11 protein-coding genes are annotated in these 12,949 nt (G+C 66.1%); 6 read left to right on the top strand and 5 right to left on the bottom strand.

Annotated elements, in window-relative coordinates; genetic code table 11:
* Window positions 1–77: 77 nt before the first annotated feature.
* The gene (locus FYJ28_RS01235) at window positions 78–1,175 is read left to right on the top strand and encodes a tartrate dehydrogenase (RefSeq protein ID WP_154578001.1); all 1,098 of its coding nucleotides are present in this window, start codon (window positions 78–80) and stop codon (window positions 1,173–1,175) included.
* Here the strand turns inward: FYJ28_RS01235 and FYJ28_RS01240 are convergent.
* From FYJ28_RS01240 to FYJ28_RS01250, 3 genes are all read right to left on the bottom strand, one after another.
* On the bottom strand, window positions 1,172–2,578 hold the full coding sequence (locus tag FYJ28_RS01240) for a cryptochrome/photolyase family protein (RefSeq protein WP_326831424.1): 1,407 nt from the start codon (window positions 2,576–2,578) through the stop codon (window positions 1,172–1,174). The two genes, FYJ28_RS01235 and FYJ28_RS01240, sit on opposite strands and share 4 nt — an antisense overlap.
* Window positions 2,579–2,655: 77 nt before the next feature.
* Window positions 2,656–4,578: an FAD-binding monooxygenase gene (locus FYJ28_RS01245; RefSeq protein WP_326831425.1), complete on the bottom strand. Its 1,923-nt coding sequence runs from the start codon at window positions 4,576–4,578 to the stop codon at window positions 2,656–2,658.
* A 124-nt stretch (window positions 4,579–4,702) separates the two neighbouring features.
* Window positions 4,703–5,497 carry an IclR family transcriptional regulator gene (locus FYJ28_RS01250; protein ID WP_154578004.1) on the bottom strand — a complete coding sequence of 265 codons (795 nt, stop codon included), beginning with the start codon at window positions 5,495–5,497 and terminating at the stop codon, window positions 4,703–4,705.
* A 190-nt stretch (window positions 5,498–5,687) separates the two neighbouring features.
* Here FYJ28_RS01250 and FYJ28_RS01255 point away from each other — a divergent pair, with 190 nt between their 5' ends.
* Both FYJ28_RS01255 and FYJ28_RS01260 read left to right on the top strand, forming a co-directional pair.
* Complete coding sequence (locus tag FYJ28_RS01255) at window positions 5,688–7,355, top strand: MFS transporter (protein ID WP_154578005.1); 1,668 nt, start codon at window positions 5,688–5,690, stop codon at window positions 7,353–7,355.
* A complete protein-coding gene (locus FYJ28_RS01260) occupies window positions 7,352–7,864 on the top strand; it encodes a MarR family winged helix-turn-helix transcriptional regulator (protein ID WP_154578006.1) in 513 nt (170 codons plus the stop codon). The genes FYJ28_RS01255 and FYJ28_RS01260 overlap by 4 nt, the downstream gene beginning before the upstream one ends.
* Before the next feature lie 61 nt (window positions 7,865–7,925).
* Here the strand turns inward: FYJ28_RS01260 and FYJ28_RS01265 are convergent, their stop codons facing one another.
* Window positions 7,926–9,782: an ABC transporter ATP-binding protein gene (locus tag FYJ28_RS01265; protein ID WP_154578007.1), complete on the bottom strand. Its 1,857-nt coding sequence runs from the start codon at window positions 9,780–9,782 to the stop codon at window positions 7,926–7,928.
* Window positions 9,783–9,967: 185 nt separating this feature from the next.
* On the opposite strand from FYJ28_RS01265, the gene FYJ28_RS01270 reads away from it, so the two are divergent.
* Window positions 9,968–10,450: a GNAT family N-acetyltransferase gene (locus tag FYJ28_RS01270; RefSeq protein ID WP_154578008.1), complete on the top strand. Its 483-nt coding sequence runs from the start codon at window positions 9,968–9,970 to the stop codon at window positions 10,448–10,450.
* Here FYJ28_RS01270 and FYJ28_RS01275 read toward each other — a convergent pair.
* Entirely contained in the window at window positions 10,447–10,767 is a 321-nt protein-coding gene (locus FYJ28_RS01275; protein WP_154578009.1) for a hypothetical protein, read from the bottom strand. The two genes, FYJ28_RS01270 and FYJ28_RS01275, sit on opposite strands and share 4 nt — an antisense overlap.
* 118 nt (window positions 10,768–10,885) lie before the next feature.
* Between FYJ28_RS01275 and FYJ28_RS01280 the strand changes: the two genes are divergently transcribed.
* On the top strand, window positions 10,886–11,350 hold the full coding sequence (locus FYJ28_RS01280; protein ID WP_154578010.1) for a MarR family winged helix-turn-helix transcriptional regulator: 465 nt from the start codon (window positions 10,886–10,888) through the stop codon (window positions 11,348–11,350).
* Window positions 11,351–11,498: 148 nt separating this feature from the next.
* Window positions 11,499–12,926: a YhgE/Pip domain-containing protein gene (locus tag FYJ28_RS01285; protein WP_154578011.1), complete on the top strand. Its 1,428-nt coding sequence runs from the start codon at window positions 11,499–11,501 to the stop codon at window positions 12,924–12,926.
* The last annotated feature ends 23 nt before the right edge of the window (window positions 12,927–12,949 follow it).

Here is a 12,949-nt window from a genome sequence, read left to right on the forward strand (position 1 = left end):
GGCAGAGGGGTGGCATTCCGCCGGCCGGGGCAGATAGGCTCGCGCATTCGGCGAAGTGTTCAGGACGGCAGGACCAGATGGAACAGAGTTTTCGGATTGCGGTAATTCCCGGAGACGGGATCGGGGGAGAGGTAATCGCTGCCGGTCAGCAGGTGCTGGAGGCGCTGGCGCGCGGCTCAGGGGGAACCTGTCGATTCGAGTGGATCGAGTACCCCTGGGGCAGCGCCTACTATGCCGGGCACGGTGTGATGATGGACCCCAAAGGTCTGGAGCTCCTGCAGGACACGGATGCGATCTACTTCGGCGCAGTGGGCTGGGAGAACGTGCCCGACCACACCAGCCTGTGGGGCCTGCGGCTGAACATCACCCAGAACTTTGACCAGTGGGCAAACATCCGTCCGGTGAAGTTCCTGCCCGGAATCCAGTCCCCCCTTCGCCGGGCAGACACTGCCGATTTGGGCTGGATAGTGGTCCGGGAGAACTCCGAAGGAGAATACGCCGGGCTGGGTGGGCGGAACCTTGCCGGCCGCGGGCCCGGCAACGAGGTCGCCGTCCAGACAGCGCTCTTTACCGAGGCCGGCTGCGAACGGATCATCCGGTTCGCGTTCGACCTGGCTCTCGACCGGACTGTGCCGAAGGTTTCCTCGGTGACCAAGTCGAACGCCCAGCAGTACGGGATGGTCCTCTGGGACGAAGTGTTCCGCCGGGTGGCAGCGGACTATCCCGGCGTGGAAACCGAGAGCATCCTGGTTGATGCCATGAGCGCAAAGTTCGTTCTGCAGCCGGAGAGCCTGTCCGTTGTGGTGGCGTCCAACCTTTTTGCAGACATCCTCTCCGACCTTGGATCCGCACTGGCGGGCAGCCTCGGGCTGGCCGCCAGCGCCAACCTCAACCCCGAGCGGCGCTTCCCGTCCATGTTCGAACCGGTGCACGGATCCGCGCCGGACATCGCAGGGCGGGGAATCAGCAACCCGGTGGGAGCGATCGCCAGCGGCGCCCTGATGCTGGACCATCTGGGACTGCCGGGGGAAGCCCGCCGGCTGGAGCAGGCGATTGAGGCCGTCACGGCGTCGGGCATAAGGACCCGCGACGTTGGCGGCAGCGCCGGAACGGCGGAAGTCACTGAGGCCGTCATCGCTGCGCTTCGTGCCACCGCAGCAGGCGGAGCGGGCTAGCGGATGCTTCCATACGCGTCGAGGGCGTGCTGCCGGGATTCCCCGAGGTCCACCAGCGGCTCCGGATAGGACGGCATCAACGCTTCCGGAACCCATCTGGCGATGTAGGCGCCGTCGGGATCAAAGCGTTTGGCCTGGGTCACGGGGTTGAAGATACGGAAGAAGGGAGCTGCGTCTGCCCCGGAACCTGCCACCCACTGCCAGTTGGCGGGATTGCTGGCCGGATCCGCGTCCACCAAGGTTTCCCAGAACCATTCCTCGCCCACGCGCCAGTGGACGCCAAGGTTCTTGACCAGGAAGCTGGCGGCGACCATACGAACGCGGTTATGCATCCAGCCCATCTCCCACAGCTGGCGCTGGCCGGCGTCCACCAGCGGAATTCCGGTGAGTCCGGCCTTCCAGGCATCCAAGGGGTCCAGATCCTGCAGCGGATCCGCCGCGCGGCCGGCGCGCAGGATGGGCGGAGTCTGCGGACCGGCATCCTCCGGACATTCCCAGGGAAAAGCATCGAAGGCCGGGCGGAGGTTCCTCGTTGCCAGGTCCGGATTGTGGAAGAGCTGATGCCAGCAGAACTCGCGCCAGCCGATTTCAGTGCCGAACACGTCCGGACCCGGGCCGTTCCCCCGGACCCGGGAGAGCGCATGCCAGACCTGGAACGGGCTGAGGTGTCCCCACCGCAGGTACGGAGAGAGTCTGCTGGTCCAGGGCGTGGCAGGGTGGTTCCGGCCGTCCTCGTAATCCTGCACCGGCCCGTCGAGGAACTCCCGGAGAGAGGCCAGTCCAGCCCTTTCACCGGGAGTCCAGGCTTTGGAGAGGCCCGCGGACCAGTCAGGGTTGCGGGGCAGAAGGTTCCAGTCGTTGAGGTCCTCACCGGCAGGCAGGCCCGACGGCGGTGCGGCGCACCTGGCCGGAGTGTCCAGCGGTGCACGGAAATCCAGTGCCGAGACCGTGCGCCAGAACGGAGTGAAGACCCGGTAAGGAGCGCCCTGCCCGGTGCGAACAGTCCAGGGTTCGTGGAGCAGAGAGGCCTGGAAGCTCTCTGCCTGGAGTCCGGCGGCGGCGGCCCATTGTTTGATGGCGGTGTCCACTTCACGCTCGGGACCGCCGTAGCGCCGGTTCCAGAAGATCCGGTCGGCACCCGACTGGCGCAGAAACCCGGGAACGCTCCGGGCCGCTGGTCCCCGAAGGAGCACCAGGGGGATACCGAGCGCTGACAGATCCTTTTTCAAAGCCAGCAGTGCGTGGTGCAGCCACCACTTCGCCGCCGAACCGAGGGGGCGGATCCCCTCCGTCTCTTCGTCCAGGACGTAGAGGGCTGCGGCATCACCCTCATGTACGGCGGCCAGAAGGGCGGGGTTGTCCGCCGTGCGCAGGTCATCGCGCAGCCAGGCAATGGAGACCACGTGCAGGTCCTTTCACGGGTGGTGCACCGGGTAGTACGACCCTACCCGCGGCGGAACCTGCATGCGCGTTCCGCGGGTTAGTTCGCAGGCTCCAGCATGATCCCTGCGAAGAAGTCTGCAAGTTCCCCGTGGGCGTCCAATGGCAGGACATGGGCCACGTACTGGTCCGGGCGCACCACCACCAGGGCTCCGCCGCTGCGATCGATGCCGCGCTCGTCGAAGATGTCCCCGGCACGCGGGTCCGGTGTGAACGTCTTCTCGTAGTCAATCAGTCCAAAGGGCTGCTTCCGGGGAAGCAGGAAGGCAGGTAGGTCAGCCACACTGAAGCTCCGGTGTCCCTGCTGGTAGACAGCACGCATGTCGAAGACCCCGTCGGGGTCGGCGCCCGCGGGGGTATAGAGACGCACGGGGGAAGCCGGATCCCCGGACAGGTAACGGCAGAGCCCGGCGAGCCGGGAGTCCGCATCCCCCGGGGCTGCGGCGTCGGCAAAGGCATAGAGCCGCCAGCGCCCGTCGGCCTGCGCTTGGTGCCCCAGCTCCAGCGGTTTCGCATCTGCAAGGCGGATGACCGGGGCGGAGTGGAAACGTTCGCCCACCGGGAAGCCCTTGGCCAGGTCCTGGTAGTCAGCGGTACCGGTGATCTGGTTCTGCGGGTACTCCGTCGCGAAGCCGGCAGTGAAGCGCCCGCCCTGGGTGAAGATTGCCTGCCGCTCGGCCGGATCCATGCCTCCGCCGTCGGGATTGGCCGGGTCCCTGGGTTTCGCCGCCATGGCGCTGGACCAGAGCAGATCGAAATCGATCAGCCTCTGCGCGATCACCTGCCGTTCAGCTGAGTAGGTGTCCAGCAGCGACGCTGGACTTCGGTCCTGAAGAACCGCTCCAAGTTTCCAGCCGAGATTGAAGCCGTCCTGCATGGACACGTTCATCCCCTGGCCGGCCTTCGCCGAATGGGTATGGCAGGCGTCTCCGGCAATGAACACGCGGGGGGAGCGGCTGCCGCGTTCCTCCGGCCGCACGTCATCGAACCGGTCTGCAACGCGCTGCCCGACTTCGTACACTGACCACCAGGCGATGTCCTGGACCTCGAGCGTGTAGGGATCGAGAATCCTGCGGCCTGCCTCAATGATGCTTTCGGCGGTGAAGCGGTTCCGTGCGTCCCGGTCGCCGGGGTCAAGGTCGCCGAGGTCCACATACAGGCGCACCAGGTAGCCGCCCTCGCGGGGAATGATGAGGATGCTGCCGCCGGACGCGGACTGGATGGCCGATTTCAGCCGGATGTCCGGGAAATCGGTAACCGCCAGGACGTCCATGACTCCCCAGGCGTGGTTCCGCGCGTCGCCGCGCAACTGGATGCCGAGGGACTTGCGAACAGCCGAGCGGGCGCCGTCGCAGCCCACCACATACTTGGCGCGCACCGTCACTTCCTCACCGGTGTCCGGTCCTCCGGTGCGGCGGAGCGTCACGGTGACGGGATACCCGCCCCCGTTTCCCACGGTGACAGCTGTGGCTTCCAGCCCGTAGTCCGGTTCCAGGCGGGTGGGGGAGTTGCGCATGTGCTCGAGCAGGTAGTCCTGCATCCGGGCCTGGTTCACGATCACGTGCGGGTATTCGGAGAGCCCGTCGGCAACGTCCTGAACTCTGCCCGTGCGCTCAATTCCGGTTCCGGCGGCTGCGGGACCCCAGAACGTGGTCTCGTTAACCCAGTAAGCTTCGCGCACCAGCCTGTCCGCGAGGCCGAATGCCTCGAACATTTCCACGGTCCGGCAGGCGACGCCGTCGGCCTGGCCTTTCGCCAACGGACCTTCCCGGCGTTCGACAATGCGAGCGGTGATACCTGGAAACTCGGCGAGCTGGGCTGCAAGGACCACACCCGCCGGGCCGGTTCCCACCACAAGGACGTCGACTTCCTCAGGCAGGGGGCCTTGCCCGTTTTCGCGGCCGGGGGCTGCGGGCCGGACATCGGGGTCGCCGGGACGGTAGCCGTCGGAATAGAACTGCACTGTTGCTCCTGCGGTTGGGCGGCCCGCTGCGGGGGCCGGAAACGTTGCTGGCGCCGCGGGGCGCTCCGGCCAACAGTAGTGACGCACGGAACACATGGAGTACAGGATTCTGCACAGCAGAATGTTAGGAAGCGCCGGGGATCAGTCCGCCCGTGTCGAGGCCACGGACCAGGTCCCGGCCTGCGGTCATGAGTGTCCTCAGGGTGGCTGTCTCCTGGATTCGTTCGGCGCGGTCCAGGGGAGCGCTGACCGAGATGCCCAGCACTGCCTGGTGCCGCGGGGATGCAGAGACGGGGACTCCGACGGCGGCAAGTCCCGCCTCCGTGCCTCCGATGTTCACGGCGTAGCCGAGTCTGCGGACCTCCCGGAGTTCGTTCAGCAGTTCCGGCACCCGGACGGTGCCCGACGTCCCGGGCTGGGGCTGGCGGGCATAGAGGTGGCCGACGGCGGAGTCGGACAGGGTGGACAGGATCGCTTTCCCGGCCGAGGACAAATGGGCTGGAAGGACTGTTCCCGCGCGGTTGCCCACCCGGAGCAGCTGCGGTCCCTCTGCACTGAAGAGGTATCTGGCGGTAGTGCCAACGCGTTCCACGAGGTTGACTGTTTCCTGGAGGCCGAGGGCCAGTGCTTCCAGATGAGGACGCGCGGCGGCGATGAGTGCACGGTCGGGGCCGGCTGCCGTGCCGCTGCGCAGGGCAGGGCCGGCGCAGTACCGCCGCTGGTCGTCCTGGAGGGCGAATCCGCGGTAGACCAGCGTGGACATTAACCGGTGTGCAGTGGACGGGGCTACGTCGAGGGCCCGCGCTGCGTCGGCGATCCGCAGCCAGCTGTTCTCCTGCAGCAGGAGGATCAGCTGCAGGGCACGGTCTGCCGAGTCGACGGCATAACCGGGCTTCTTGACGATTCGAATGTTCTGCACAGCAGAATCCTAATGCGGCACTGTGTTCTTCAGCACGAAAGTAGTTGTCTAAGGCAACCACTTGTATAGTTGACATGAATCAACTATCAGCAGGAGTCCGATGCCCCCCGCAGCCAAAAGCGCCACAATCCCGCCCGAGAAGCCCAGTAAGGTGAAATCGCCCAAGAGGACGGTTTCGCCCGATGGAACCATGACTCACCGCCAGGTGCTGGAGTCCCTGTCCGGACTGCTCCTGGGCATGTTCGTTTCCATCCTCGCGGGCACCGTGGTGTCCACGTCGCTGCCGCTGATCATCTCGGACCTCGACGGCGACCAGTCCGCCTACACCTGGGTGGTTACGGGAACGCTGCTCGCGACGACCGTCTCGACGCCGCTCTGGGGCAAGTTTGCCGACCTGTTCAACCGCAAGCTCCTCATCCAGCTTGCACTGGGCATCTTTGTGCTCGGATCGGCCCTGGCGGGCTTCTCGCAGGACGCCGGCACGCTCATCGTCTTCCGCGTGCTGCAGGGCCTGGGCGCCGGCGGCCTTGCTGCGCTGAGCCAGATCATCATGGCGGACATCATCAGCCCGCGGGACCGCGGGAAGTACGCCGGACTCTTCGGAGCCGTGATGGCTGTTGGAACCGTCGGCGGGCCGCTGCTGGGCGGCGTCGTAACTGATGCCTTTGGCTGGCGCTGGAACTTCTTCATCGCCCTTCCGGTAGCCATTGCAGCGATCATCCTGCTGCAGCTCACCCTGCACCTGCCCAAGCATGCCAAGCGCAAAGTCCACATCGACTACCTTGGCGCCGTCCTGATCGCCGGCGGGGTATCGCTGCTGATGATCTGGGTGACCCTTGCCGGCAACCAGTTTGGCTGGGCATCCCTGGCGTCCTTCCTGATGGTCGCCGGTTCCGCCCTCCTGCTGATCGCAGCCGTGATCGTGGAGTTCAAGTCCCCGGAACCGATCATCCCGCTGTCCATGTTCAGGAACCGCACGTTCACGCTTGCCGTGGTGGCCAGCATCTCGGTGGGCGTTTCAATGTTCGGCACTTCGGTGTTCCTGGCCCAGTACATGCAGCTCGCCCGCGGCGCCACGCCCACTGAATCCGGGCTGCTGACCATCCCCATGATGGCCGGCCTTCTCATCGCGTCCACCCTGTTTGGCGGTGTCATCAGCCGGACGGGCAAGTGGAAGGCCATTATGGTCTCCGGCGGGGTCCTCACCGTCCTCGGAACGATCCTGCTGGGCACGCTGACGTACGAAACCAACCTGGTGCTGGTGGGCGTCTACATGGCCGTACTTGGCGCCGGGCTTGGCATGCTTATGCAGAACCTGGTGCTGGTGGTCCAGAACTCCATTGAAGTGAAGAACCTCGGCGTCGCGACCAGTGCCGTCACCTTCTTCCGCAGCCTCGGCGGCACCGTGGGTGTGTCGGTGCTCGGTTCGGTGCTTGGCACTATTGTGTCCAGCCACATCAAGGACGGCATCAGCGCCCTGGCTCCCGCGGACCAGGCGGCTGCGGCCGTCGCCCTCGGCAGCGGCACCATTCCCAAGATCTCCGAATTGCCCGCTGCTATCGCCGCCCTGGTGGAAAGTGCCTACGGAGTCGGCGTGGGGCATGTGTTCATGTACAGCGTTCCGCTGGCTGTCGTGACACTGATTGCCGTTATCTTCGTTCCGAACGCCAAACTGGGCCGGCAGAACGCCGTGCAGCTGAAGAAGGCCGCCGCTGCCAAGGCAGCCGCCGGAGGTCCCGCCGCTGCGGAGGTGGAGTCCGCCGAACACGCTCTTTCTGCTGCTGCCACCGGGTCTGTTGGCCTGGTTGACCCGTCCTCACCGGCCGGGCAGCCGGGCGGCGAACACGCCGGAAAGTGACTTCCCAGGAGCTCTCCCGTGAGCAGGCGCAGCGCGAGGTTGAACAGAATCTGCGCCTGCTGACCGAGGTTGTCCGCTCCCGGATGCGTGAAGCCGCCCGGGGCGTGGATCCGTCGCTGTCCTTGTTCGGACTGAAAGTGCTCCAGCTGCTCAAGCGGTTCGGGCCGCTGCACTCAGGTGCTGTGGCTGAACTGCTGATGGTGGATAAGAGTGTCATCAGCCGGCAGTCGCGCCAGCTCGAGGTCCTGGGCCTGATCGAGGTCCAGCCTGATCCTGCGGACGGGCGGGTCCGGGTGCTGGTGCTGACACCAGCCGCCGCCGAACGGGTGACGGCCGTGCAGACGGGGATCATGCTCGATCCGGCTGTGCTGGGCTCCTGGTCCACCGAGGACCTGCACCGCTTCGCCGGGTACCTTGCCCGGCTCGGCGGTGGACGTCCAGGGATCAGCGATTCCCTGACCCGCCAGGAGGCACAGGGCACGACGGCGGTGCTGGAGGAACCTGCCTAGGCGCACGTCCCGACGTAAACAGCGGAAGGCGGCCCCATCATCGGGCTGGCTTTCCGCTGTTCTAGCTCAACGCGGGCGCCTCGGCCCGGCGTGCGGCCAGCCGGGCAAACGGTCCATTGGCCGCTGCCAGTTCGGCCGGAGTTCCGCGTTCAACGATCTGCCCGGCGTCGAGCACCACCACCTGGTCTGCGTTCTGCACCGTGGAAAGCCGGTGCGCGATGGTGAGCGTGGTGCGTCCTGCGGAGAGCTGCTCCAGAGCCAGCTGCACCTGTGCCTCGGTGGTGTTGTCCAAGGCTGAGGTCGCCTCATCCAGTACGAGCACCGGGAGATTGCGCAGGATTGTCCGCGCGATGGCCAGGCGCTGCTGCTCCCCGCCGGAGAAGCGGTGGCCGCGGGCTCCGACCAGCGTGTCCAGGCCTTCGGGGAGTGAATCGATGGCCGCCGAGATTTGGGCCGCACGCAGTGCCTGCCAGAGTTCATCATCAGCAGCCTCAGGGGCAGCCAGCAGCAGGTTCTCCCGCACCGAGGCATGAATCAGGTAGGTCTCCTGCGAAACGACGCCCACGATCCGGGACAGGTCCTGCGGGTGGATATCCCGAACATCAACTCCGTCAATGGTGACCCGTCCCGCGGCGGGGTCGTTCAGCCGCGGGATCAGTGAAGCCAGAGTGGACTTGCCGGACCCGGTCGCTCCCACCACCGCGGTGGTTGTTCCCGATGCCAGCGTCAGCTTAATGTTGCGCAGCACCGGTGTGCCGCCGTCGTACGCGAAATCCACGTCCTCAAAGCGAACCTCGCCGCGCACCCGGCCCGATTCCAGACGCACCGGATCCTCCGGTGCCTTCAGCTGCGGTTCGAGGTCCAGGTACTCGAAGATCCGGCTGAAGAAGGCCAGTGCGGTCACCCACTGCACGCCGATGTCCAGCAGGCCCATTACGGGCCGGAAGACCGCTGCCTGCAGTCCGGTGAACGCGACCAGGGTCCCGATGGTCATGCCTCCGCTCGTCGCCGGGAAGCCGGCGGCCAGGTAGATCACAGCGGGAATGGCGGCGAAGACAATCTGCATGGTGGCCATCCGCCAGCGGCCGGCAAGCTGGCTGCGCAGTTCCAGGCCCACCAGGTTCTCCGAACGTGCGGTGAAGCGTTCGGCGTCGCGCGGGACGGTGCCCAGTGTCTTTGCCAGCCGGACGCCGGACACGGAGAGGCCCTCTTCAACCTGTGTGTGCAGGGCGGCGAGTTCGCGCTGCCGTTCGTCGGTGATGCTCCGCCGCAGCTTGGCTACGCGCCGGGACAGCCAGATGGCCGGCGGGAGGACCACCAATGAAATCAGGCTCAGTCCGGGGGAGAGGGCAGCCATGGCGATGGCCGTGGCAATGGTGGTTGTCAGGTTGGAGGCTACGCCGGTTGCGGTGGTTGTGACGACGGACTGCATGCCGGAAATGTCGTGGGTGAGGCGGGACTGGACTTCGCCGCCGCGGGTTTTGGTGAAGAATCCCAGCGACTGCGCCTGCAGATGGGTGAAGAGTTTGGTCCGCAGGGTGTGCATGACCCGCTGGCCCATGGCGGTGGCAAGCCAGGTCTGGACCACGCCGATCACGCTGGTCAGGGCCGCTACACCAACCATGGAGGCGGTGAGGATGGCCAGCAGGCGCAGGTCCTGGTTGGGCAGCGCGTCATCGATGACGGCTTGTACCAGGAATGGCTGGGCCAGGTTGACCACCGAGGCTGCGGAGATCAGAAGCACAACGACGGCGATGGTGCGCGTGTGCGGTGCGAACAGGGCTGCGATGCGGCGCAGGGTGACCGGATGGCGGGTGAGCTGTTTCTTATCGGCAGGGTTCAGGCGCGCCGGTCCGCGTCCTCCGCCGCCTCCGCCGGGGCCGCTGGTTCCGGGGACTGCGCCAGGTCCGTCGGGCATGCCGGCGCCTGGGCGTTCTCGGGTGCTGTGGGTTGTTGCCAAGGTTCCTCCTGCGGGATGTCCGCTGCGGGCGGGTTGACTGCCGGCGGATATGTAGAGGTTACCTCATTATGTGGTTTACGGGTATATGTGGGCGCCTTGTCACAGTAGGCATACACCACGTGCCGGCCCGTAGCTTGAACCGTATGACGATTTCGCTGCGCCGCGCGGACTTCTCGGATCCGCGCCTGTCAGTTTTCCTGCAGGCCCACCTGGATGAGCTGCGTCCCACAGCACCTGCTGAGAGCCGGCATGCCCTGGATCTGGACGCCCTCCGCCATTCCTCCGTTCGACTGTGGGTAGCCTGGGACGGCGAGTCCATTGCCGCGACGGGTGCCCTTGCCGTCCTGGAGCCGGGGCACGAGGAGCTCAAGTCAATGCGGACAGCCCCCGCAGCGCGCGGCCGCGGCGTCGGCCGGTTGATGCTGGAGCATCTGCTGGAGGACGCAGCTGCCCGCTCGGTTCAGCGGATCTCGCTGGAGACCGGAAGCGTGGACTTCTTCGCTCCTGCGCGTCGGCTCTATGAAAGTGCAGGGTTCGTTGCGTGCCCTCCCTTTGGCAGGTACAACGAGGATCCGAACAGCGTGTATTTGAGTCTGGCGCTTCCTGCGCCGTCCGGTCCCGCCTAGGGCTCCGGGCTATTCCGGCACCGAAACGCCTCATACTCTCTCTTTCGAGCCTCGAGCTCTTCCTGGTAGGCCATTGCCTGCCGGCGCCGTTCCTCGTCCTCCCGTCGTTTATCGGCAAGCCGCACGGAGGAGCGCCACTGGGCCCGATGAATGAACGCAATCAGAGCCAGCGCGATCCCGGACAGGAGGAGAGCCAGTGCCACCGGCCGCGGCCCGGCGCCCTCGACCAGCCGCATGATGCCCAAGGGGATCAGCCACCCGATAGTAAACCCAACCATGCTCCAGACCATCCGGGGGAGCTTCACGAATTCTCGCACGGTGTCCTATCCTCAGTCGGTTGGCTGGGCTTGGCTGGTCTGCCGGAGTCTACATCCGCACACAAGTACGGCGGCTACCTCAAAGTGTGGTTATACATTGAATGGCTAGACTGGGGACATGCCGCACCCCGACGCCGACTCCGCCGCCCTGGGCGAACTGATGCACGCTGCCTTCCGGGGCCTGCGCGGCCGCTGGATGAAGCAGCTGGCACCGTTTGACCTCACTCCGCACCAGTTCCGCGCGCTCAACGCCGTGGCACGCAGCGGAGGCGAGGGCGGACTGCGGCTCAAAGACCTGGCAGAGATGCTTCGCATAGCGCCGCGGTCGGCCACGGAAGTCGTGGATCAGCTGGAATCCAAGAACCTGGTGCAGCGGGGACCGGATCCCTCCGACCGGCGCGCCACCCTCATCTCGCTGACGGACGAAGGCATAAAAATGCGCTCCGAAGTGCGCGAGGACAGAGCACGGCAGGCCGATGAATACTTTGCCGTTCTCTCCGAGGAAGACCGTACCGAACTCGAACGAATCCTGGCGCAGCTGGCACAAGAGAAGCCGCACGGCAGCCGGCACCACAGCGGTTAACCCGGGGAAAGTTCTGCCGCACACGCCGCGGGGGCAGCCTTGGACCTGTGCGCCGGCTAAGGCTGCACGTACCGTTCATAGGGATAGCGCTTCCCCCAACGTTCGGCACGTGCGGTAACACCGCGCGGCATCCCTGGAGGTAGTTCCCATGCCCGCACACGAACCACGCTCACGCCGCGGCACAGAACCCAGCGCGCGCCCCCAGTACAACGGCAGCCGCGCAGGAGCCTATTTCTCCCCGCGCACCTGGCTGCTCCCGCTGCTGGTCCTGCTGGTCCTGGGCGGAGCCGGCTCCGCGCTGTACATCGGCGGGCTGGGCAGTCCGGAGAGCAACCTCAACCACCTGCCGGTCGCCGTCGTGAACCGCGACCAGGGTGCGGACACCCCCACCGGCCAGGAGAATTTCGGCGAGAACCTCACCAGGACTATGGAGGATGGTTTCTCCTCGTCGGATGAAATTGAGCTGCGCCCGCTGAGCTGGGATGAGGCGCAGTCCCAGCTCCGTTCCGGGCAGGTCTTTGCTGCGGTGGTGGTGGAGGAGGACTTCTCCGAAGCCGCAGTATCACTCGTCTCCTCCTCGCTGACCGACGGCGACGCCAGCCGCCCTCAGATCACCCTTTACACCAATCCGCTGGCCAGCCCGCTGGCGAGCCAGCTCGCGGCCGAGGCCGTCGAACCGGCGCTGAAGCAGGCCAGCACCAGTGTGGGCGAACAGCTGGAGGAAACCGCCCGCCAGGCCCAGGGTGAGGCAACCGAACGCCAGGACGCCGAGCTGACCGAGGCAGGAGTCCCGACACAGGTGCAGGAACAGCTGGCACCGAAGATCGACGGAACCTCCGCCGAGGTGCTGCGGGATCCGATCCAAATCACCGAAACGGCCTTCCAGCAACCTCCCGACGGCGCCGCGCTGGGCATGGGTGCCTTCTTCTACTCGGTCCTGCTGATGGTGGTGGGCCTCAGCGGGTCCGTGACGCTGCACTTTTTGGTGGACTCCCGCGTGGGCGTCCTTCCCGTGGAGCTGGGGCCGCGCTACGTCCTGGGCCCAAGGCTGCTCCCGGCACGCTGGGTGGATTTCCTGCTCAAGTGGGGCATCGCCGTCGTCGCCGGACTTCCCACGGCGGGACTGATGATGTGGGTGGCGAACGCCGTGGGCATGCCCATCCCGCACGGCGGGTGGTTCTTCTTCAGCACCTGGCTGTCCATCGTCACGGTGTCCGCAGTGACCTTTGCCCTGATCACGATCTTCGGCAGCGCAGGCATGGTGCTGTCGCTGATCTACGTGGTGTTCATGGGCCTTCCGGCTGCTACCGGTGTGGTGCCGCTGGAAACGCTCCCCGGATTCTTCGCCTTTATTGCCCGCGGCGAGCCGCTGTACCAGATGACTATCGCCAACAAAGCGATCCTCTACTACGACGCCGAAGCCTCCGCCGGCCTGCAGGCAGGGCTGATCGGGATGGGAATCATCATTCTGATCGCCGTGGTGCTGGCCCTGCTGTTCTCGTTCCTCTACGACCGGATGCGCGGAGTCCGCGAAGCGGCGGCGGACGTGGAAAAGCACGCTCCCCGCGCCGCCTAACACCTCAGGCCGTGGGGTGCCTG

The sequence above is a fragment of the Arthrobacter sp. BL-252-APC-1A genome, assembly GCF_009696625.1.
GTDB lineage: Bacteria > Actinomycetota > Actinomycetes > Actinomycetales > Micrococcaceae > Arthrobacter_B.